Below are 24,454 nucleotides of genomic sequence, written 5' to 3'. Positions count from 1 at the left end.
AACAATAACGATTACATATTCCATATTTTACTATATAATCAAAATCGAGTTAACTATTTTCATACCGCATTATTTAGTATATGCATATGAAAGGCGGTGTCCGTTGGCACTATACACCGTCTCAGCCTATCTAAACGAACTGCGAACTAACAGGAGCATATCCCTACTGCCGACTATACACTGCCAATCTTTAAGCCATGCCAAATCGCAATCTTAATCGAACAAGCGACAACGTAGGCGTACATGTTGGATATCATATTGTAATTGTGCAAACGAGACGATTGTGCCGCCACACCTACTTCATGCCCATTGCCTTATAACGAACTTTTGGTCGACACACCGATCGCCGCCTGCCTTTTCCCTGTCTCTCTATATATCCGAACCGCACCATAAAAGCAAAATCCCCAAAATAATACCATAAACAGCTTAAACCACCACGCATCATATTCCGCCCAAAATGCATTCACTATAGCGCCAAGCGCGACCGCTCCGATCGCTGCGGCAAAGGTAAACCGCTTTTTGATCGCGTCCGGTTCTACTTCCTTTTGCCGCTCATACAATTGGTAACATAGCAACTGTACCATTAATGCAACGCCAAACCATGCCATATGCGACATCATACCAAAAATCCGTCCTAATACGATCCAGACGACCAACACTTCAATCCAACGCATTAAACGCCCTTTACCGATAAAATATTTCATCCTATCCCTCCACCGCCCATCGGCGTTTATCGTCAGTTACCACTATTACGCTATCAACGCGTATCGGTTACACGATATCGAAGGGAATGATGTTGATTATAAGGGATGTTCAATATTTAGACGCAACTATGCAGCCATATGCGTCATTTGTTCTTATCCATAAAAGTAGAGTCTAGACGCTACCCGAGTTCATTTATAATCCCATATACTTCATACTTCATACTTCATACTTCATACTTCATACTTCATACTTCATACTTCATACTTCATACTTCATACTTCATACTTCATACTTCATACTTCATACCAACTATTCTCGTTCCGGCTCCACCGTAATGTCCAGCACCTGTTCCGCCAAATCAACATAATGTTGATCAAGCGTTACTTTCACACGTCCCTTACGGCGTTTCTCTCGCCATTGCTCCAACTGCTGCTCCGTCTCCAATCGCAGCTCGGCAAGTTCATCGGCACGGTCAAATATATATTTGCTCGTAATTAGCAATGTATAGATACCTTGCCCACCTGGCATAATTGCTGGTGTACGTTCGTGCCATTGCTCCACACTCAGTTTTACATACAACTGCTCCTGCCGCCGTTCATCCGGCTTTAGCTCGCTAATATCGCCGCGCCGCATAATTTGCCAGCCGGTAATACGCCCATAATATCGTATACCTGCTTGCTCTGTACCAAAACGCTTTTTCGACTGGTACATCGCCACATACTCAAGCTGGGTTACCACTTGCACATCGTTTAAATTACGCAGCGGCATATGATAAAAATGATGCGTAAGCGCCAACTCCACCTGCTCTGCTCCACGCACCGACCCGATCAACATATTACGCTGCTGCAACTGATCGGCATAATATTCCGCCGTACGCTGCGGCACTGTTGCACGTTGATACGCCTTTTCCGGGCTATCTGCGATCAATTCATCTAGAAACTCCTCCACCAGTGCAGTCGCATGGGGCAAAAACGGCAATGCACCGACATTAATCCGCCGAATACTTTGGTAAAAATGATGCTGCCGATACCGCTCCTCATCCCCATACGGAAACAACACATACGCTCCATACATCGTACGCTCGTAACGCTCCTGTCCATCCTCGACTTGCTCCGCACGATGCACCATCGCATCCCGGTAGCGATGCATCGTATTAATATCGTCTTCTTGCGGACCGGGCGCTTTATACATCGCCTCATACGCCGACCCTTGCTCCGCCACATGCAACCGGTATTTGGCATCAAAAATAAAATTGTACGTTTTCTCTCGCCCTGCATCCAACTTACGCAGCGCCAACACATTGTCCGGTCGCTGTGCAAGTGTAGGCGCAGACCCGCGATCCGGCGCACTGTTATAATAAAGCACAAACATTTCACCTGTCCGTGGGTGACGATACTCCATCCGCGACCGCCGCCCCCGATCCAATGTCACAAATAAACCCGCATGATTAAGCCGAATTACATTTTGCCGCACGAGCGAATACTTACGCGCCATCAGTTCGTTCAACTTAAGGAAACACCAGTATTCATACAGCTCTGAAATTTCCTTCATCGATAGCCGCAGCACATCGCTCTGAATCGATAACCCTTTCAGCAAAGTAAGATAGTAACGATACATCTCCCGATACCCCGGCGCCATCTGCATCACGAGACTAATGCTCATACTGCGCATCGGCGTCAGCTCCCGCAACCATTCCGCCCCCAGCATCCGCTCCAACCGCCGAATCATCTGCCCCACCGCCAAACTAAACTGCTCATCATAGCTACGACTGCGATAATTCGCCGGACGACTCAGCTGTTCATACTGCTCCCGCAACTGTTCCAACCGCACAAGAATACGCTCCAACATCCAACGTAAAAAACGATTTTCCGCTGTATCGTAGGAGAGCCGTTTGACCGTATCAAGCAGACGGGTTGGGCGGTAGGTTTCGCCAGCGATGGGGATGGTGCCGGGTGGAAATAATTGTCCGTCTCGGTGTTGGTGTGCATCAACATGATCTAAATGCGTATGCGATATAGACAACCGTTGTGTTGAACGAGCATCAAGCGCTTGCTGGTCAGAAACCCTATTCGCGTGATTGCGACTCGACTTCCCGCCAGACCGAGCATTTGTATGACCTCGATGCGATTCCCTGCCAGACCGATCATTTGCATGCCCTTGATTCGACTCTCTACCAGACCAATCATCTGCATAACCTTGATTCGACTCTCTGCCAGACCGATCATTTGCATGCCCTTGATTCGACTCTCTACCAGACCGATCATCTGCATAACCTTGATTCGACTCTCTGCCAGACCGATCATTTGCATGCCCTTGATTCAACTCTCTACCAGACCGATCATCTGCATAACCTTGATTCGACTCTCTGCCAAACTCAGCACTTGGATGAACTCGATTTGATCCTCGGCTAGATTCAACACTCGAATGACCTCGACTCAAATTTTTGCCAAACCGAGCACTCGGCTGTAACCCATGCGCTTGCCAATTCCCTCCACGCTCCCGATACAATTTCTGCAAATATTGCGGATGCTGCGCCAAATACTGACTATTTTTCCGCGCTGGTCTCCTCGCTTGCCCTGCCTTGCGCACTTCCGTATGCCGCTCCATCCGATGATGCGGCTGCACTGCAATCCGCTCCATCGCCCGCTCCATATGATCAAACAAATACGCAATAATCGAGAAAAATTCCGTCAAACTCTGCTGCTCTGTCTCGCGCAACGCAGCCGATTGATACGTCCGCTTCAAAAAATCAAAGCTCAAATTGTAAATTTGCCCGTTCACTTCCCGCAATAAACGCACATAATCTTCACGATAGTCTAGCTTGGATGGAAAAACTTCCAATTCAATCGCCAACAACCGCTGCCCACCCGAACGAAGTTCCAATTCGCTAAAACCAACCTCATTACGGAAATTAAGCAACCCGGACAAAATACGCGTCCCTTTCCATGTCACCGCTTCACGCAAATTCCGATTCACATGATAAAATCGAATCGGCATCTCCACATCATCTTGGCGTTCATATATCCACTCATACGTCTGCTGCTCATAAAAGCACGGCAGCACAGCCGTCTGCCGATCCCATTCCACCAACTCACCCGCCACCGGCGAAAAGATACACACCGACTGCACCGTCACTTCAGGTGTGAGTGAGACACATTTTAAATGCGCCTCCACCCATTCCCCCTGCTGCCGATGCAGCTCCAACGCTTCAACCGTCGGATGATACGGCTTGCCTTCGATATAAATTTCACCAATATTCGTCGTAATTTGCAATAAACGCACCGTCTGCTCCGGGTTCATCTGCTCACCTCCAATCTGTTCACATTTGCGCAAATAAATGGGACAGACGCGTTTTCGTTTGTATAAAACAGAAGTATCTGTGTATTGAGCCATACAACCTCGATCTGATATATTGATGCTTTCATCAATATATTTCACACGTTCAACCGCTACCTCGCAATTTTTTTCCATGCTAATTTTGGCGCTGAACATCTTCATTCTGAGGCGATTCCGATAGGTTTGGCGCTTACCTCTCCACCCAGAGGTGATTTCGTTAGGTTTGGCGCTTACCTTCCCGCTCAGAGGTAATTCGTTAGGTTTGGCGCTTTACACCTCCACTCAGAGGCGATTTCGATTGGATATAGGTTGAGTATAGCGCTAAACGAATTTTACTGCTCCATATGCCATCATTTCGTTCCTGTTGCAATACAGATTCATATGACTCGCATTATACACAGGATATATTACAAGCTCTTTTATTCAACTCACCACTACATCACGACACCCAATACGACGTGAACCCATCCTCATCCAACCGCCGAATCATATACGCGAGCTTGCGCGCACTTTCAGGGTAATAAGCATCTGGTGCCAACTGCCCATTCTCCCACTGACTCCAAAAATCATCATCATCCTCAAGCGGCGAAGGCACCCGCACATTCCCTTTCAAACAAAGCTCCAACAAACGTACAAGCGCACGTCGTACCGCCGATTGACTGCCCTGAATACGCGGCAAAATCTTTTGCAGCAACTGCAAATCAAATGCCTCATCTTCATCCATCAGACCAAACCGCTGATTATAAATTAAATAAAAACAAATCGTATCCCGAATCCGATACCCTACATGTGCATGAATACTTTCCAAAATACGGTTAACTTGCACAAGCCGCTCTGTCGTGCGAATGATTAGCTCCTCATGTTCTTCCATCGCATCAACCAACTGCAAATAATCACTGCGCAAAAAAGGCTGCTCCATCGGCACCATTTCAGCAACAGCCACATGGTCCCCCTTACGCGGCAACTGCATCAGATCAATCGTATGAAACTCAATCGTATTCGCCCGATCTAGCACACGTTTGCTAAACGGATACGTCGTTTCATCCATATTCACCGTACCTACAATGTACACATTGTCCGGTATGCCCAGTTGTCCATACATCATCCGATCTTCTTCCAACTGCAACATGCCCGCCGCGATGAGCGGATCAGTCACGATGCGCCGCTCCATTTTGCGACCGCTAGCCTGTCCTGTGGTAGGATTACTTGTAGGACTAGCAGCATAATCTCCCCTAACTTTATTCCGTTCATCTTCACCACCATTATGAACCGGAGCATCATTATCCCTATACTCGCTAGCGTCAGCCCGACTTTTCATATTCCCACGAGCACGAACCAAACGTTCCCCGACATCACGTTTTTCCAAATGAGAACCGGAACGAGCGCCACTATTGCTCATATGCTCAGCACCATGCTGTTCAACAGCATACTGCTCCACACCGTTCGTAGCATCACGTTTTCCATTATTTCGATTTTCCTTATTATTTCCATCCTCCATATTCTCATCGTCCTGGTTCACATAACGCTGCTCATCGCGCTCACGTTCATCATCGTAAACATCAGCAGCATTCGCATCATTATGGAACTGCTCCTGCGCTAAATCACGCTGTTGCCCTTGTACACGTCCCGATTCCTGATTCGCCATAGGCACATGCTCCTGATCCTGCTGACGCTTCGGCTCATACCCCGCCATGCGCGTATATTCCTGTTCTTGCTGACGCTTCGACTCCTGTCCCTCCATACGCGCATATTCCTGTTCTTGCTGACGTTTCGATTCCTGCCCTGCCATATGCATATAGCCCTGATCCTGTCGGCGCTTCGGTTCCTGTCCCGTCATATGCATATCACCTTGCTCTTGCCGACGCTCCGACTGCTGTTCCACCATATGCATATCATCCTGCTCTTGCTGACGCTTCGGCTGCTGTTCCATCATATGCACATATTCCTGATCTTGCTGACGCTTCGGCTGCTGTTCCATCATATGCACATATTCCTGTTCCTGCCGATACTCCGACTCCTGTCCTGCCGTATACACGTACTCTTGCCGACGCTCTGGCGAAGAATACGGATGTTCCATTTCTTCCCGCCATTTTTGCGTTTCCAACAAACTCATCATATCGCTAAAATAATGCTCCACCCGTGCCAAATTCATCTCATCGAGACAGACAAAATAAGGCTTTTTCCGATTTTCCAGCCGCGATGCCTCCCGAATGACAAGCGTCAACGGCCCAGGCTGAAACATCCCCGACAGATCACGATAACCGATCAATTCCGCTGGATCACTCCAATCCGGTCGCACTGGAATCAACGTAAATTGCCCATTGTCCGCCGTCGCTCCAATCGCTTCCGCAAACAGCCGCACAAGCCGCGTTTTACCTGTCCCCGAAATGCCCGCCAAAATAACAAAAGGCCGCGTTTTCAGCGACAAATAGAAGTTATGCGCAAGCTGCTGCGGAAAATAAAAGCCGCTACTCGTTATATAGTCCCCAATCCGCTCCAACACATCCGCCATATCCCGGTCACGCAAACGAGGAACATACACTTCCCCGCCATCATCTTCCTGCACCTGCTCAGCCCACATCGTATTTGGCGTAATCGCCGTACTTTCAATGTAAAACATATAACTGTCCATCGCATCCCACAGATCGGTGACCAATTGCTCATTGTCCGGCAACTGCGCCGTATCATAAGCAAAATAAGCAATCGTCGACGTCTGGTAATCGTCCCCAAGCCGCCCGTCCCCCAGATCAATCTCCTCATCCATCCGCATCCGCCCAGCTGGCAATTTCTCACGAATCGCCTGTGCCCGCTCCTGCAAATACGCCTGACTATCACTGCGCCCCAAATGGCTGCGCACCTCGCCCAGCCCTTGATTCAGCGTCAAATAGAGCCGCTTCATATCCGCCGAAAACAAATACGCCACATACACCCCACGCTGAATCGTATCCGTGAGCTGTGGATACATCACCGCAATCCACGGAATCGTCGCCCAATTACTCCCCCGCCCTACCGATCCCCGCACCTTAAAATGATTATGCACAAACGGCAACGACCGCAAATGCTCCGGTACGACCTTTCGCACATACTCTGCAAGCGGATGCCCGGTAAGCGGCTGCTGTTTAGCGGGAAGATAGTTGCGGATGATGTTGAGCAAGTCTTCCCGCAGGGAGAAGTCCGATTGCGGTGGTGCGTAGTAAACGTCCAGTTCGTCCAAGGTGAAGTGGTACAGTTCGTCTAATACGGCTGGGTTGAGTTGGTTGTAAATATCTGGTTTGAAGCCGATGGTGTAGCCGGAGCTGGGGTAGTCGAGAATACTCATCAGCGATTCAATCGTCGAATCTACAATGTACTGCACCCGACTCACTACAACATCCGCCCAACGAAATGCAATCCGCGAAGGCGGCGCATCGACAGGTAGGCTACGAGCTTCGCGCTTTTGGAAGTAATCAAGGAAGCGCTCTTTTATGCGTGTCATGGATACTTCACGCTCACGGCTGGCTCGCATCTCATCAATAAGAACGAGGACGAACACCATTTTGTATGATTTTTGACGATGTAAAAATATATTTTGGAGTTCTATTGGTAAAGTCATCGATATTCTCCTTTGAAATTAAAGAAATATGAAAAGCATGCTAATTTAAAGTTTATACATATCAAAATCAATTAAAACCATCAATATTTTAATGTTCAAACAAAATAATACAATTCGCGATTCCCATTTTCAGTAAAAGAAGATACAATAAAGTAAGTTAACAACAACTTTCGAACTATAAGTCAGGTTCTTTAGACTTACATACATTTCCTACTATAACTCCCTTATAAATATGACTCTATTTTAATTAACTATAGCTCATTTCAAGCGATGGAGGATTAATCATGACTGATACTGTATCAGAACATTTTATTGATATACTGAAACGATGTAAACAATCGTCAAAAGAAGCAGTGGAAAATCTAGAAAGCTTTAGCGCATTTAAAACATACATGCATATTGAACGCCCGGTAGAACTTGAATTAGAACATTATATTAAAGAGACATACACCGCTTTAAATGCTCGTCTAATATTGGTTTGTGGTGGTGTCGGAGATGGCAAATCTCATATTCTATCTTATCTAAAAAACAAATATGAATTTTTAAATGATGATACTCTTTTTTATTTGCACAATGATGCTACTGAAAGCTTCTCTCCATACAAAACATCAATTGAGACACTTGCTTCTGTACTGCAAAGTTTTTCAGACGAAGGATTACAACAAAATAATACTCGAAATATCATTTTAGCCATCAACTTAGGTGCTTTAAACAATTTTATCGATTCCGAATATGGAGAATCTTTTAAAAGACTTCGTATTTATGTAGAGCAGAAAAAAATTCTAGAATCCGTCATTACCAATGAATCCAGTGCAGATGATCATATTTTCCAATACGTGAATTTTAGTGATTATCACATGTATCAATTAACAGATCAAGGTCCTAAATCCAGCTATATCGAAGGCATTCTCAATAAGATCACCCAAAAAACAGAAGATAATCCTTTCTATCAAGCCTACTTAAGAGATGTAGCAGAAGACAAAGAATTAGCTGCCAAAAATCCTGTTTTCCAAAACTATGAATTATTGCAGCAACACGTTGTACAACAACGAATCATTGATTTACTTATCCAAGCTATGGTAAAAGAAAAACTGCTCATATCAACACGAGCATTATTGGATTTTATTTATAATATATTGGTTCCTTCCAATATGGAAAATGCAACTCATCAGCAAATACAAAACATGATACGTACACAAGATTTCGAATCTTATACTAAGTCTCTACTAGCATTTCAATTATTCGAAAAAGTAGATGCTTCTGCAATCCATCAAGCGATTGATCGAATCAATCCGACAAGAATAAGAACAGAAGCTCTAGATCAACATCTTATTGATTTTAAGTCGAGAAAAGATGGCGCCTATCTTTTTGCTCAATATATCGATATCAATCATTTATCCTATTTTGCTAGGGGGCTTATTCCAAATTCTCCTTGGCGTAATCCAGAAGATAAAAACTCAAATTTTAAAAGAACACTTACCAAGCTGTTCGTCTATCTTTATTATCTGATTCCGAAAGCTACTCATCATTCTTTCCGAGATCGAGTGTACGAAGAATTTATGCACAATCTATTTTATTGGAACAAAAAAGAACTCAATAAACTTGCAAAATTGTATCGCGAAGATGTTCGTGAAGCTCTATATAAGTGGAATGGTGAAGGTAATTCAGAACTTATTTATGTACAAATTGGGCAACCTCAAACGCAATACTATGCGCTGCAAAAGCTGGAAATCGAACCTTATGTTTTACCTATTACTCCTATAGCAGAAAACGAATTATATAAGTTTTTGACTATGATGACGATCCAATTCAAAGTTCGAAATGTTAACTATACAGATGAGAACGCTATTCCAGCGATCGATATTGATTTTTCACTATATTCCCTGCTAATTCAAATCAAAAACGGCTATCGTCCAAACAAGAAAGATAAATTCCAATTCATTAAATTTGTGGAATTTATCGATAAACTCAGCAGCACTGGTAACCAAAGCGAAGAAATTGTGTTTGAAAGCAAACAATTCGGCAAATCAACCCGATACCGCTTGAAATATGATACTACATTCAATCAATACTCATTTATGGAGACGTGAAACTATGAGTTATAAATTAAGCTTAGATGCAATTCGGGATAAATTTAAATTCACTTCATCAATCCGCCATAATCCCAAAACTGAGCTAGAACTCCTTCCATACAATACTAAATTTAAAGATAACCAGTATGATTTTAGAGAAGTTACTGGTGAATTTATTCGTTTGATTGGGCAAAAGCAATTGAACGAAAAGGAAACAGTTAATACGGATGAGCTTATTAACAACGTGTTGGATGCTATTGAGTTTGAAAAGCCACCTCAACGTAGCGAATTCAAACAAATGTTAAAAACGTTATTTGTCGACGAAAACAACCAATTGTATCTTTTTCATCCACAAACACTGTACTACATCAATACGGTGGAAAACGAAAACAAAAAACTGGCTACATTTTTGTTTAATGTACTTTGGATGAATGAAGAACCGTGGAGTATGGATAATGATGTCACTCATTCCGATTTGATGAGTGCGTTGCTATTCAAGTCTTTACCACAATTAAGTACTTCTACTAAAAGGCCCAAGAACTATAGCAATATTATTCCAACAATATCCGATTTATTTATTAAAGATTTCAAATGGCTAGCTACTAAAAGCGATTTATTTACAAACCAAATCGAAAAAATCATATCTTATTATTACTTTTTATACGTTAGTCAGTTTGCACGCCGAAATGAAATATTATTTAAACCGATTGAACAAGAAATCCAACCTGTATATTTCACCTTTGAAGGTGAAGAACGGCTTTCCAAAACAAGAGTCAGTTACGAGTTTGGATGGAAAAGTATAGAACGGGCGATTAACCAAACATTTGCCCATGTTAATTTTCTAAAAATGATCAACTTCACCGAATCGACTTCAAGTGATTCTAAAAACAACGATTTATTATCGTATCAACAAATTGCAAATCAAGTTGAAAGCATGTCAACAGAAGAACAATTGGAATTGGAACAACAAGTTGAGCAGCTAATTGAAGAATACAAAGAAAATCTTTCTGGTGATATTAAATGGGAGTTGCTTGGCACATTTCACGCGTCTTCAAATATACCGGTTCTCAAAAAATTGGATTCCTTCTTCCATATAATTGATTACCAGTTTAATCAGAGTAGTCGTGCTAAACCATATAACGAGTTTAAACAATGGTTTGTACACTTTTGTCAAAAATCATTTTTAAAATCACGCGGCAGATCAGGCAAAATGCTGATTTTGGATACAGATTATTTGTTATTTTTAACTAAGCTTATGATTAAAGATGAACCAAAAATTCGGCTTAAAAATTTGTTCTCCGAATTTGAGACTAGAGGTATGATCTTTGATCGTGATACCCAGACTGCAATCGTAGATTACTTCGAAAAATTAAACTTGCTAGAGAAAAAAAGCGATAGTGGGGATGCTATATATGTCAAAGCATTTTTATAATTATCTGGCACAACAGATTGAGAAATTTTTCAATCGCATCAATGTGCAACCTGGAGAAAAGTATCATATTCAATTTGAGCGTGCTGAGCAAGTAGCTGCTTTAGTCGCCGAAGTGAAAACCCTGTCTGACATTGAACCATTCTCCATGATGACAGAGGATGGATTTTTTCAATCGATTTCATTGGTCGATGAATCAGCACAAGTGCTCATTGCCTCCACAATAGACGATATTACACCTGATTTTTTGACTACATTGCGCAACAAAGTAGGGACAAAGGAAGACCCTTTTCAAGATAAAGCGATGCTCTTGATCCATAATTCAAACTTGGATAGCTTAGTTCAAGGTATGACTTCGTTTACAAAAGAAGGTATGCCCTTCCACATCGATGAAATTGAGAGCAACTTACATCAATCAATGGAAAACTCTGTTCTTTCTAAAGAACAAAAGCAGATTTTAGAGTTCAGTATGTCTTCGAATAAAGCGCAGCAAGGGCTACACGAACAAGTCACTTTATTTGACTATGAAAAAATCTTAACTGTCTTAAACAACCAAAATTTAGCTCCTTCAGATTATAAAGATTTAGGTTTATTTTATGATTCTGAATTGTTTAATACAGCGATGACGAATAAACAAATTACAGAGCGTTTAAAGCATAACCAATCTTTATTTAATGATGTTGAAATGGCTCATCAATATGGCCCCGTTGATATCAGTTTGGAACGACATTTTGATGATACAGGTGCAAAATTACTTGCTGCTTCAGATTGGCAAGATACAGATTTTAGCACGGTACGTCGCTCCAACGAAAAGAAACTGGAAGGAAAAGGGCTAGAGTATGTAGAACCAACCAAAAAAGCTACATTGGAAGGATTATTGTACTGGGAACGCCCCGACGGCGAAACGAAAAGTAAACAACGTAAACGAAATCTTATCGTGTTTAACCCAGAAAGACAAAACAAGATTACTATCGAGCTTCCTTTTAATGATTTTATAAAAAATGAATTTATTACTAAAAATGAAATCAAACATAAAATGGTAGCTGAACCTGCTGGGAAAAAGTTGCGAATTCAGTTAACCTATGAGCCTGGTCAAACATGCTTTTATGGAGTCAAATATAAAACCGATGTATCTCCAGCTTATGAATTTAAAATTGTAGTACTTGAATCATCGGAAAAGCTTATTCAAGCTGTTCAAACTTCCTACACACTCACTTTGTCAAAAAACAAAAGTTCACATATTTTAATCAATTCGGATGATGAACAGTGGATATTCAATAAAGGTGCTGAAGAAGTTGTACAAGCAGCCCTGCAAGTTGATCGATCAGATAATATATTTGAAATCAATGATTCTGAAGAACTGGCTATCAGTAAGAACGAGGAAAACACAGGGGAAGAAGATTTGATTCCATTTGTCGTCAAACTTCCTTATATCGAAATCCCCTTTGCTATTCAAGATGTAATCGAACGACCAGTCCCGATTGGCGGGTTTACAGTATGGAAGTTAAAACGTGAGAAACAAGACCATTTTATATACCGTATCGATAATGACAAGATGAAAATTATTCAAGGTACCCGTGAAACGTATGCTCAAGGAGAATTCAAACGAAATCTAGAACGGGAATTAAAATTAATTGAGGGTAATCAACTTTATTTTATAGAAGAAGCCGGAGAACTCGCTCCCGAGTCGATTGCGATAAAAGATCATTTGCGTGAGGCGTATTTCGACTTGCTTCGTTATTTTAGAACAAATCAACTTTTACCAAGCTTAGCTTATTTCGATGAAGAATATACAGCGTTAGCTCAAAATTATGTCGATGCATATTGGAAAGAACTAGAGCAACTAAGCAACGGTCAATCTCTTGATCAAACGCAACGCGATCTTGTATTAATTGGTACAATTCGAAAAGGTCTTCAAGAACCAGAGTGGCTATATACACCTCTACATCCACTCAACCTAGCTTATCAACTGCAACTTAATGAGTTGATTGGTTCGGAACCTATAAATGATGAACTTCTTCGTTCATTACGTTCGACCAATCTTTTGCCTTATGTGTCTTTTAACAACTCGAAACTATATAAAGCCATCGAGCAAAATGACTCCTTTGAATGGACAACTTATATTGATCAAAGTTTGCCACGCTTTGAAACTTCTAAATTTTTTGTAAGTAAGTTAGTACAGGAGAAAATCGAAGAATTTACAGAGCATTTTTCATATTTATTTGATCTTGATTACAGAGCACCTTTGAAAATCAATACGATGAACATGGGCGATTGTCAAGAGATTCTGCAAGGTTTATTCGAATACTACAAGCGACAGTTGCGTAGAAATGTTGAAAAGACAAATCTTCTACCTATCGAACTTCATATATATGCAGAAAAAGGAATTAATAATGTGTTTGAAGAAATGTCTCAATATTCCCATGCCGAAGAAATCGCCAAAAACTTTAATCTCAAATTAGAGTTAGAAGGCTATCATCCTGAAGAATTACTTAATATTTTCCGTGATCAAGTTAAGTTTTATTCTCAAGATATCCATTCCAATCAATACGAATACAGTCATATCACATTTTATCAAATGAATAAAATCGAGCAGATCGCTACAAGTAATGCAACAGAGATTATTACGGGTATGTCTTTGTTTGGTTTAGTATCTGGCGTTCCATCTGTTTTTATTAATGAAGACTACAAAACCGGATTTGGTACAAAATACGGTCAACAATCTGATCACACCTTATCCAAAATGATACCTAAGTTAAACTCACTTTTGCGTGTTGCACGCACTTTGGATAACTACCAGGAAGATATTAATATTGTGACGGCGATCTCCGCTACACATAAACAAAAACTGGATCTTGTATATGATTCTGCACATTGGGTCACCTTTATTGAACCTAAAGTCGATTTGAGTTTCTTCAAAAATAATGATCAGCAAAAAGAATTGCTCGTTATTCACTACAGTGATCAGTACACATCATCCAGTGGATTCGATGCCATTACGGTAACTAGACGATCTAATCAATACCAACGCTTAATAGACGAGTTTCTTCGTTCTCAGCAAATTGATGTTAAAGCTGATCTGCTGCCTCCAATCATTAATTTCTTTAATGCAATTAATGGTAATTGGCTACTTCGGCTATTGGCACAAAAAAATCAATTTCCTAGAGAAAAGATCAGTATTTTATCAGCAGTCAAATTGGCTTTAGCCGCTTTTGCTCATCGCGATATTATATGGGTTCCCATTTCTATGGAAGAAATTCTCCGTATATCTGGTGGTACAGGTTTACGTCAATCCGATGGATTATTCTCAGCCAAAAATTTAGGTAGATTCGGTTCATATAGTGATGATCTTTTGTTAATTGGAATTGAACAACAAAATGATCAAGTATATGTTCACTACTATCCAATCGAAGTAAAGATTGGAAATAATTCAAATGCAGTATATGAGAAAGCAATCAACCAAGTCAAAGAAACAAAAAAACTGTTGATAGATTTTTTAACTGACGAAGATGGTTTTACAGCGAAACTTTATCGCAATTTCTTCATTCAACTTGCGATCGCTAGCGCTGAAAAAATGAATCTGTATGACATTTGGCCTGAACAATATTGGGGAAACATTACCAATAGCCAACTTAGAGGCCGTTTACTCAATGATGACTATGCGATCGCAACACATCTACAGAGCTTTATTGGAGATGGAGCAGTCATATCATTCAAAAAAGATACGATATTTAATGAAATCGAATCTTCTGCTCAAGTGATGATCTTTAATTACCCAGAAAAGAGCGGCTACAATTTCATTATGAATAGTATCGAAGATATTAAAAATCATCTGCAAAGTGCGTATGGTGATATTTCTAAAGATCAATTGCTTTGCAATTTGTACTCAAACGATCTTTCAACTTCATCAATGGATCAAAGCGATGCTGAAATGTCTTCCAAAGAAATGATTATATCTGCTGCTACAGAAAATTCTCAACCACAGCAAGTAACTGATGAAGAAAGTTCTCAGAATACATTTAATGTAAAGCAGTCAAATCAAAAACCTTTGGAAGTTTTATTCGGTCATAATGTTCAAAATAATGAGGAGATCAAATGGTTTCCTACAACTACAGATAAAGTGATGCATACGAACACAGGGATTATCGGCACAATGGGCACAGGAAAAACCCAATTCACCAAATCGCTCATTACACAGTTATCCCGTAATAGCCAGGATAACGTCCATGGTACACCAATCGGTATTTTGATCTTTGACTATAAAGGGGACTATATCAAACCAGATTTCACCGAAATTACAGGTGCTAAAGTATACGACCTGTACCATCTTCCTTACAATCCGTTATCTTTATATGTCACACAGCCGATCAAACCATTATTGCCTGTTCATACGAGCAGTTCTCTTACAGACACAGTTGCCAAATCGTTTGGATTAGGGCAGGTACAATCGATCATTCTCAAAGGAACTATTATGGAGGCATATGCCAAAAAAGGGATTATCAAAAACGATGCTTCTACTTGGAACCAACCCGCCCCTACTTTAAGTGATGTATATGAACTGTTTGCCAGTAAAGAGGATACCAAGGTAGATAGCCTGTATGCTGCATTGCAAGACTTATATGAAACCGAAGTATTTGAGCCTGATGCAACCAAGACAATTCCTTTGTTTAACATGATCGATGGAATCACCGTTATTAATCTATCTGGCTTTAATGAAAGCATTCAAAATTTGGTTGTATCGATTACATTGGATGTATTTTATAACCAAATGCAGATGCAAGGACACAGTGCGATTGAAGGCACCTATCGCGAGATCACTAAAATGATTCTAGTTGATGAAGCGGATAACTTCTTGAGCAAAGATTTTACATCGATCAAGAAAATTTTAAAAGAAGGTCGCGAGTATGGCGTCGGTACGATCCTGTCTACACAGTTTATGAATCACTTTTCAACTTCGGACAATGACTATGCAAATTACATTCTCACTTGGATCGTGCATAATGTAGCTGAGATGTCGGCTAAAGAGATTCGAATGGTATTCAGCACGCAGAGTAAGGCTGAGGAAGAAAGTATTATGAATCGAATTAAGTCGTTACAGAAGCATTATAGTATTGTGAAGGCTGGCGCAGGACAGCCGATTTGGATGCGGGATAAGGCGTTTTGGGAGTTGTAATAAAAACTATTTTATATAAAAAAGGATGGTTATAATGGCTATTTTAAATAATGATAAACATTGTATTGGAGATCTTTTTAACAACAGAAATCCATTTGTAATTCCAAAACATCAAAGAGCGTATAGTTGGGAAGAAGAAGAAATTGAATCTTTTTGTGAAGACATCAAGGACGTCAAAGAAGAATACTTTTTTGGTGGTATTGTCAGTGTACATGAACATGCTAGTAATACTGCTGGAAGAATATATAGAGTCGTAGATGGACAACAAAGATTAGCAACCTTTACCATTCTTCTATCAATATTAAAAGAAACATTTGCTTCATTATCTGAAGAAGCTAAAAAAACAGGAAACAAAAGTATTGAAGATACAGCAAAAATTTTGGCCGATGATCTATATGAAAACTACCTTACTTATAGAAGTACTAAAGGTAATATTGGAAAAACCCCACCACCAAGAAAAAATAGACTCACACTTTCCAAGGTTGATGCTAATCACTTTGAACAATTATTAATAGGAAAAATGAATAGCCCTACGGCAGAATCTCACTATCGACTTAATCAAGCTAGAATAATGATTTCAAAAAAACTTATAGAACCTATACTGAATCATGCTACTCTAACTATTGAAGAAAAAGTTGAAGAATTGCAAAAATTAAAAGATAAGCTATTAGAAAATTCGGTAGTAATTCACATAACATGCGATGATTTAGACGAAGCATATCAGCTGTTCGAAGTTCTTAATGATCGTGGTAAAGAACTGGCAATAGGTGATTATCTTAGGTCTTCTACATTAGAGCAACTAGATAGCAATCCAATTTTGCAGGAAAAAGCTTCAGATGATTGGGATCAAATCTTATCTAAAAAAAATTCAGAAAAGTATATTAAAGCTTATTTAACATCTCATATAGCCGTCATAAAAAAAAGCAATGTGCATAGACAATTTCAAAAAACATTCTTTTTATCTTCCCTTAGTGACACACAAATTAAGAATAGAATATCTAATATAAAAGAGAGATTTGAAGTATATGAGTTATTGACAAAAGGAGATTATCCTTATATAGGGTCACAAGTGATTCAATGGGAACAAAAAAGATTATCTTTATTAGTAAATTATTTAGAACATAAGTTATGTATTCCATTTTTGATGACTATTTATGAATGTGCAACTGAACAAGAATTTAAAGAAGTAGTGTTATCATTGGAGAAATTTGTATTTCGTTATATAACTATTTCAGGATTACGAGCAAATAGATTATCAGATGTTTATAAAAAGCATATTTCGAGTATGCGTCGAGGAAATCCATTTGATATTTTAGACTTTAAACAAGAACTAAAAACTATTATTTCAACTCAATGTGCAGATCAATTCTTTGCAGAAAAATTACAAATTAGCCTTACCTACAAGAAGAATACAAAAACAATTAAAAAAATAAGATATTTTTTGACCACTTTAGAAGCTTATTATCCGTGGTTTCAAAACAAAAAAAATGTTTGCCCTACACCAATTATGAATTTACATTATGATCTTGATTTAACAGAAATAGAGCATGTATATCCTCAAAACCCTAAAAATCCTGATAAAACTCTTGAAAGATATAAAAATGAACTTGGAAATTTAGTTTTTTGGTCTCCAGGCGATAATAAAGCTGCTTCGAATAAAGATTTTAACTCTAAAAAAAGTAATTATTCAGGTTCAAATGTTTGCCTTACCAGAGATTTAATAAGCTATTCAGATTGGAATGAAACTAACCTTAAAAATAGACAGAATCTATATTGTGATATGGCGATACAAATTTTCAATATTTAAAAAATACAAGGCACAACTGATTGTGCCTTGTATTTTTTATCTAAGTTGCCCAAACAAATCCAATGCTTTTTCATCAGTGTTCGGTTCTAACGTTACTCTTATTGTTTGCCTGATTTCTTCCAATGGTTTATCTACTGCTTTTAGTACATGGCTAGGTTTGCTAGAGCTACAAGCCGAGCCAGAAGAAAGTGCGGCATAATTAGCTAGCTTTTTAATTAACAATTCATTATTAACTCCAATGAATTGTACACTAATTAATCCGGGAATCTTATCCTTATTATCACTATTAAACTTGATCTTCCCAGATAGATTAAACTCAAAAACACTAATCAAGTAACTTTCAAGCTCATTCAGCCGCTCTACATTCTTCTCAATATTCTTCCCAGCAATCTCAGCAGCCTTACCCAGTCCAACAATATTATGCACAGCCAAAGTACCACTACGATAGTTATTCTCCTGCCCACCACCATGCATCAACGGTGTCAAACGAGTATAAATCTCTTTCGACTGTTTACGAATAATCGCTGCACCAATACCTTTAGGCCCGCCAATCTTATGACCAGACATAGAAAGGAAGCGAATACCTTTCAACTTATTCAAATCAACGGGAACTTTACCAATCACTTGCGTCGCATCCGTATGAAAGAACTGCCCATTATCTTCAAATACTTCAGAAAGCTCTGCAATCGGATTAAGCGAACCAATCTCGTTATTTCCCCACATGATTGAAGTGAGAAGTGGCTGCATTTGTGCAGTCACTTCTTTTACTTGTTCTACTCTTACGCGTGCATATTGATCGACATCTAAAAAAGACACATCATAGCCGCGTTCCCCAAGAAAGTTAAACGTTTCAATAACAGATGGATGCTCAACTTTAGTCGTTAATAAGCGTTTATTAGTTCCTTCTTCACGTCCATAATAGTCTGCAATCCCTTTAATAATCATATTATTGCTTTCCGTAGCACCACTAGTAAAAACAACTTCATCTGGATCGCATCCTAACAAAGTAGCTACTTGTTCTCTTGCTTTAGCTACAGCTTTTTTCGCATTCTCAGCTAATGAATAAAATTTGCTCGATGGATTACCATATTCTTCTTGAAGATATGGCATCATCGCTTCTAATACTTCTGGATGAATTTTAGTTGTTGCGCTATTGTCTAAATACAACATCGCCATTCCCTACTTTCTTTAGAGTAACAAGGCACGAATAAAGCGTTCATAATTCCCTGCACCCTTATATTCTGAAGCGAGCAACCGAATCCCACGCTCCAAATGAGCGTTAAAATATCCAGGAAAATATTCCGTATCTGTTAATTCCTTGCCTGCTGCTTGTGTAATCAAAGCTTTAAATACATAATCGTACTCTCCAGTCACTGTATTACGATTAAGCACCAGCCCATCTGTAGACTCTTTAGTTATAGGCTCTACTGCTCCATCCAACACAGTATTTCGTAACGAAAGACTGACCGCATAACGAATCAAAATATTTGGTGTAATTCCTGTTGATCCATGCAATTGAGTCAAAATGTCTTTGGCATATTTAGAAGTTCGTAATGTAAAATTCATGATTGGTTGCTCTCCTCACTAATCGTAAAGTAGCGACCTTTCACAATTTCGGCGCTATGTGTGATTGGATTAAGTTCTAACGTATAACATTTGGCTGTAACATCTTTCAGCCAAGTAAATTGTTCCACGCCAACTTCAGAGTCAGTTGTAAACATTAACACTTGTTCACCGCATTTAGGGATAAAATATTGAATGAGCGCTCGTTTATGATCTTGATCGAGGCGCCCCATCAATGTATCAAAAACAAAGGGCAGCTTCCAACCAGACACCTTAAACATCGCCCAAATGACAGTCAACATCAGCATTTCTTTTTCGCCTGCTGAGAGGCGTTCTTTAGTAATATGCTGTTGTTGACGATTATATAGATGAAGCTCGAATGTTAGATGATCAATATGAATGCGATCAATATACTCTTTTTTACGGAAAAGAATGTTTACCATTTTCGTTGCTTCATTAGCTACATCATCTAATTTCTTACGCCATTGACGTTCTCTGAATCGTTGACTGACGACTAGCAGCTTTTCAGTCATCGCAAAAGAATTTTCCGCTTTATGATATTCACGGATTTTATCTGTTATTTTATTAGAAGATATAGTGTACAGACGAATATGATCATCAGCTTCTTGAATATCTTTGTTATACTGTTCAACTAGTAAACGCAATTGCTCGATGCGTTTTGTTTTCACTTCAATTTGTTCTAAAATTTCTTTGAATTCGCTAGATTGGTCATTAATTTCAATTGTTTTACGTAAACCTTGCGATTCGGAGAGCATCTGTGCATTTTGCTCAAACATTTGAATATATTGTTTTGCATCAATTTTTTGAATTTGATTAAACAGATTTTGAATTTCACTACGTTGTGCAAATGATGCGCGATGAATCAAATCAATATTTTCTGGCTGCATCATATTTAGAATACCTTGATGCAGAAAATCAATATTATAGGTTACATCTGTTTGATTTATCTTGTGTTGAAGTTGATGAATCAAATCGGTTAGCTTTTGTTTGTCTAACGCTAAAGCAACATATTCAAAAGATTCATTTTCCTTTTCTAGATTAAGCTGTTTGACTACTTTACCTAATAAATCTCTAGTAATATAAAAGGGTAATAAGGATGTTATAAATGAGCGGATTTGTTCGCTATTTGCTTTTCTTTTACTTTCAATTGCATTGATTTCTCCAAGCAATTTCTGTCTCTTATCACGTAATAAACCACCATGATTATCAAAATCCTGTTTATGCTGTTTTATCTCATCATTTAATTGTACTGCTTCTCTTTCGCTTAACTGGATCAGAGCTTGTTTTGCTTCAATTGATGTTTGCAGCTCGTTAATCTGCTTTATCAGTTTTTCTTGTTCTGCAATTTCTTTGGCAGCATCAGCATTCTTTTGAGCATATTGCATTCGGTAGGAATGCAAATCTTTTTCCAAATTCATAAATAAATCCAAATTAAATAAAATTTTCCCGGATTCATTTAAATACTCTGGAATTTTTTCATCGGATACGATTCTAGAAATGTCTTCCCCATCGAAAAGACAAAGTTCAAATAAACGAGGTGGCATTTCTTCACGCAAACGATTTTGAAAGTCAGACTGCTGGTTAGCCTTCAAATATTGACCGTTTTTTAAGACACTAAAGCTCTCTCTAATCTTTTCATTTTTAAAGCGCCATTCGCGCATCAAAACATAATGAACAGTTTCAAATTCTTCAGTAGCTGTATACTCAAGCTTAATTTGAAACTCATTATTATTACTTTCAATAGCAAAACGATTGAGTAAAGAATGAATTTTACGGAAATATGGCTCATTGTCATTAACAAACCCATAAGCTAAAGAACCAAATAATACAATTCGTAAAGATTCCAAAATGGTCGTTTTACCAGCACCATTTTTACCACCGATTAGAATAATGTTCTTTTCTGGTGTCGTATTAAAATCAAAATGATGCGGTCCATGATACGCTCCTATATTACGGAGTAATAACTTATTAATTTGCATGAAAAACTAATCCACCTTTAAAGATGCAAGAAGTCTTGCTTCAGAGTTTTGTCAAATGCCTGAAAGAGGCCACGCCTTACTTTAACACCGGAATAATCTTTTTCTACCGAAATCAACTGTTTAAGAACACTTAAATTAACGCCTTCTTCTTGGCAAAGTGTCTCCAAATCGGTCAATTGATCCTCTTTAAATACAGGACGGTCATTATGATTCCAATCATAAGTTTCGCCAGTTTCTTCTTCCACAATCAAAGGCAATCGATCTTCCCATTGCAAATCATCATGCCAATATTTACGAATAGCTTTTAATTCTTCAACTGTAATTAATTCTACGTTTGGATCATGTAATTCACGTATCTGCTTCTGAGTACGCAATAGTTGTCTTAGAATTTCTTCACGAGCTTTAAGAGTAAATGGCCCGACACCAAATCGTTTAAGAGAATCATCTTCGTCTCTAACTAATATATTCAAGTCTTCTACAGTAGCTAAATTAATGTTATTACCATCTAAATATTTTTTGATTTCGGACTTTAATATAACTACTTCTCCATATTCTGGCTCATCACTATGATATGGCAGTAAGTAGACTTCACCGTTCATACGTTGCTTTTGTCTTTTGGAATGGTCTTCACGGATTTGCACTAAGAAGTTTCTAAAATCGTATAATGGACGAAGCCAGTCTATCCCGTTATTAATAAATCCGCTTAATGCTTTATCTTCACTAACTACTGTACAAGTCCAACATCCAAAGCGGCTATTTCCGCATGAACCAGCACTCTCTTTAACCTCTTTATCTACAACTAATGGACATTCGCTATTGGAACTTTGATATAACTCCAGCAGTTCATTATTATCGTCACCCCAAGGAGATTCGTACTGAAGTAAAAATTCCCATACATCATCTACATCAAATGAACGAATAGGTGCAAATACAAACGCATTTCTCAGCGTAGAATGACGCATCAATGTTTTGCCTTCAATAGTATGAGATTGCATAACAGCAGCTCTTGTTGCACTCTCAGAGTCGCGTACACCTAATAGCATTACAACTTCTCCAAACTGATCTACCTTATCTAAAATAAAGCGATTAGCAGGCTCTATTTTCAAACGATCTGTGCACCATCTAAACTTCTGACGTGGTGTTGGATAACCTTTACCAATAATTGAAGCCCAGAAAGTCTGCTCTACTTTCGGGCGTACTTTTTGCGTTTCAAAAGGAAGTCCTAATTTCAGAGCTTTTTCTTGAATTCTTCCCAATGTTCTAGTGATTTTATCAATAATAAGTGGAGTTTCCACTAATGTATCGGAAGATATTACATACACTTTTTTATGCAATTTAGACGGCTCCAATTCGCTCAAAGCTTGGAAAACAAGCTGTACGACAGCCGTAGAATCTTTACCACCACTAAAGCCTACTACCCAAGGACGAGCATCGGATAAATACACTTCTTTGACCAGCTCTTTAGCTTCTGTAAATTTAGTACCTGTGCTGAATATATTAAGTTCCAAGAGAGGAACCCCCCTTTATTTTGTCTTCGATTTTCTGTTCCTGTTCTGTAAGAGGAAGTCCAATCTTTGCTTTAATTTTGTTGGATGTTAATTGTATAGTCTCGTTATTTTTGTTAATTCGACCTGTTTGTCCATAAGCTCGCCCTTCCCAATCTGCTCTGTTATCTCGCTGCCAATCAACCGTTTTGAGTTTATCAATATATTGATTCCATTCATCAGGATGATATAAATATAAATAATGGCCTATACTACCAATAGCTTCTAAAATAATACCATGAGCGACTACTGAAGTTGCTCGTAGCTCTCTTGGAGAAACTTTCTTTTGCAACACATCATTCCACTCCGGAATCGATTTACAAAGCGTTTCCCAAAATTGCATAATGAATAATTTTTCTTGTTCAGAAACAATTTCGCCTTTTTTCTTACCTATTAAGCGGCAATTTGTATTGAAAATATGATTTAATGCAAATAACTTAGGAGAGTTTTTAGAAAGATTCACTTTTTCGCGATCTACGTATCTTTCGAGCAAAGGAATTTTTATTAAAAGCTCCTTTGTAATAATAGATAACTGATCCCGATGATCATACAATATTCCGATCGATGAAGTAGTATTTACCGCATGTCTATTTAAATCTGAAAACATCTGCTGCGAGCGAGTAAGACCTAGATCATGAAAAAAGACTATCGATATCGTCTCGTCACCAAGGTCTGGCGATATTTTCAACGCTTCTTCAATCGCCGCTCTACGATGTTGGCCGTCATTGATTAGAAATTTCGAATCAAGAGATATGGTAAGATAACCAATATCTTTTAAATCCTCAGAATGTTCTTTGAAGACCATCTCGCCATCTACTGAAGCAGTTAGCGAAGAAAATATGTAGTCTTTCGGATTTTCTAGGATGTAATTCGTCATTTCTGGAATTCTGGCTTTATTCATTAAACGTTGGGCACGATGTTCTGCTGGAATTTCTTCCTCATCAAATAGAAATATTTTTGGGATTAAGCGCAAAGGACACATCACAGTATAAAACTCTCTACTAGCTTGAAGACCTCTAAGGGCAGGAAAAGTATAACTAAAGTTCATCAGCATCCTCCTTAATTACGTACGTAATTTTTGATTTTGCATTTTTCATTTTACATGAGTAGTAAATATTATTCAATGCATCTGGAAAAGTTTAAATCGTCTTTTAAAGGTTTATAACGAGAAAACAAAACAGAGCATCGATAAGCTCCGATACTCTGCTTGAGTAAATCCACATAGAAATATTT

12 protein-coding genes are annotated in these 24,454 nt (G+C 39.0%); 4 read left to right on the top strand and 8 right to left on the bottom strand.

The annotated features are described in order from the left end of the window. Nucleotides 1–314: 314 nt before the first annotated feature. The 3 genes from U1I11_RS17430 to U1I11_RS17420 all read right to left on the bottom strand — a co-directional run bounded on the left by U1I11_RS17430 (nt 315) and on the right by U1I11_RS17420 (nt 7,633). Complete coding sequence (locus U1I11_RS17430; RefSeq protein WP_322907404.1) at nt 315–704, bottom strand: hypothetical protein; 390 nt, start codon at nt 702–704, stop codon at nt 315–317. 310 nt (nt 705–1,014) lie between these two features. Further along, the gene (locus tag U1I11_RS17425; RefSeq protein WP_322907403.1) at nt 1,015–4,005 is read right to left on the bottom strand and encodes a DUF2357 domain-containing protein; all 2,991 of its coding nucleotides are present in this window, start codon (nt 4,003–4,005) and stop codon (nt 1,015–1,017) included. 475 nt (nt 4,006–4,480) lie between these two features. Next, nucleotides 4,481–7,633, bottom strand: a complete 3,153-nt coding sequence (locus U1I11_RS17420) for an MrcB family domain-containing protein (RefSeq protein ID WP_322907402.1) — start codon at nt 7,631–7,633, stop codon at nt 4,481–4,483. A gap of 284 nt (nt 7,634–7,917) precedes the next feature. On the opposite strand from U1I11_RS17420, the gene dptF reads away from it, so the two are divergent. From dptF to U1I11_RS17400, 4 genes are read left to right on the top strand one after another with little or no spacing between them, the layout of a single operon-like run. Continuing rightward, nucleotides 7,918–9,723: a DNA phosphorothioation-dependent restriction protein DptF gene (gene dptF, locus U1I11_RS17415; RefSeq protein ID WP_322907401.1), complete on the top strand. Its 1,806-nt coding sequence runs from the start codon at nt 7,918–7,920 to the stop codon at nt 9,721–9,723. 4 nt (nt 9,724–9,727) lie between these two features. Beyond that, nucleotides 9,728–11,137 carry a DNA phosphorothioation-dependent restriction protein DptG gene (gene dptG / locus U1I11_RS17410; RefSeq protein ID WP_322907400.1) on the top strand — a complete coding sequence of 470 codons (1,410 nt, stop codon included), beginning with the start codon at nt 9,728–9,730 and terminating at the stop codon, nt 11,135–11,137. Next, nucleotides 11,118–16,307, top strand: a complete 5,190-nt coding sequence (dptH, locus tag U1I11_RS17405; protein WP_322907399.1) for a DNA phosphorothioation-dependent restriction protein DptH — start codon at nt 11,118–11,120, stop codon at nt 16,305–16,307. Before dptG ends, dptH begins: the two co-directional genes overlap by 20 nt. 34 nt (nt 16,308–16,341) lie before the next feature. Then, the gene (locus U1I11_RS17400; protein WP_322907398.1) at nt 16,342–18,114 is read left to right on the top strand and encodes a DUF262 domain-containing protein; all 1,773 of its coding nucleotides are present in this window, start codon (nt 16,342–16,344) and stop codon (nt 18,112–18,114) included. 36 nt (nt 18,115–18,150) lie between these two features. Here the strand turns inward: U1I11_RS17400 and U1I11_RS17395 are convergent, their stop codons facing one another. The 5 genes from U1I11_RS17395 to dndB are packed head-to-tail and all read right to left on the bottom strand — an operon-like array spanning nt 18,151 to nt 24,269. Beyond that, nucleotides 18,151–19,290: a cysteine desulfurase family protein gene (locus U1I11_RS17395; protein ID WP_322907397.1), complete on the bottom strand. Its 1,140-nt coding sequence runs from the start codon at nt 19,288–19,290 to the stop codon at nt 18,151–18,153. Between the two features lie 12 nt (nt 19,291–19,302). Further along, on the bottom strand, nt 19,303–19,680 hold the full coding sequence (gene dndE, locus U1I11_RS17390) for a DNA sulfur modification protein DndE (RefSeq protein WP_322907396.1): 378 nt from the start codon (nt 19,678–19,680) through the stop codon (nt 19,303–19,305). Next, nucleotides 19,677–21,677, bottom strand: coding sequence for a DNA sulfur modification protein DndD (dndD, locus tag U1I11_RS17385; RefSeq protein ID WP_322907395.1), 2,001 nt, complete (start codon nt 21,675–21,677; stop codon nt 19,677–19,679). The genes dndE and dndD overlap by 4 nt, the downstream gene beginning before the upstream one ends. A 17-nt stretch (nt 21,678–21,694) precedes the next feature. Next, on the bottom strand, nt 21,695–23,185 hold the full coding sequence (dndC, locus tag U1I11_RS17380; protein WP_322907394.1) for a DNA phosphorothioation system sulfurtransferase DndC: 1,491 nt from the start codon (nt 23,183–23,185) through the stop codon (nt 21,695–21,697). After that, nucleotides 23,175–24,269 carry a DNA sulfur modification protein DndB gene (dndB, locus tag U1I11_RS17375; protein WP_322907393.1) on the bottom strand — a complete coding sequence of 365 codons (1,095 nt, stop codon included), beginning with the start codon at nt 24,267–24,269 and terminating at the stop codon, nt 23,175–23,177. Before dndB ends, dndC begins: the two co-directional genes overlap by 11 nt. Nucleotides 24,270–24,454 lie beyond the last annotated feature (185 nt).

This window comes from Paenibacillus campi (assembly GCF_034659835.1).
In the GTDB taxonomy this organism is placed as follows: domain Bacteria; phylum Bacillota; class Bacilli; order Paenibacillales; family Paenibacillaceae; genus Saccharibacillus; species Saccharibacillus campi.
This window is presented reverse-complemented; position numbering and strand designations above follow the sequence as displayed.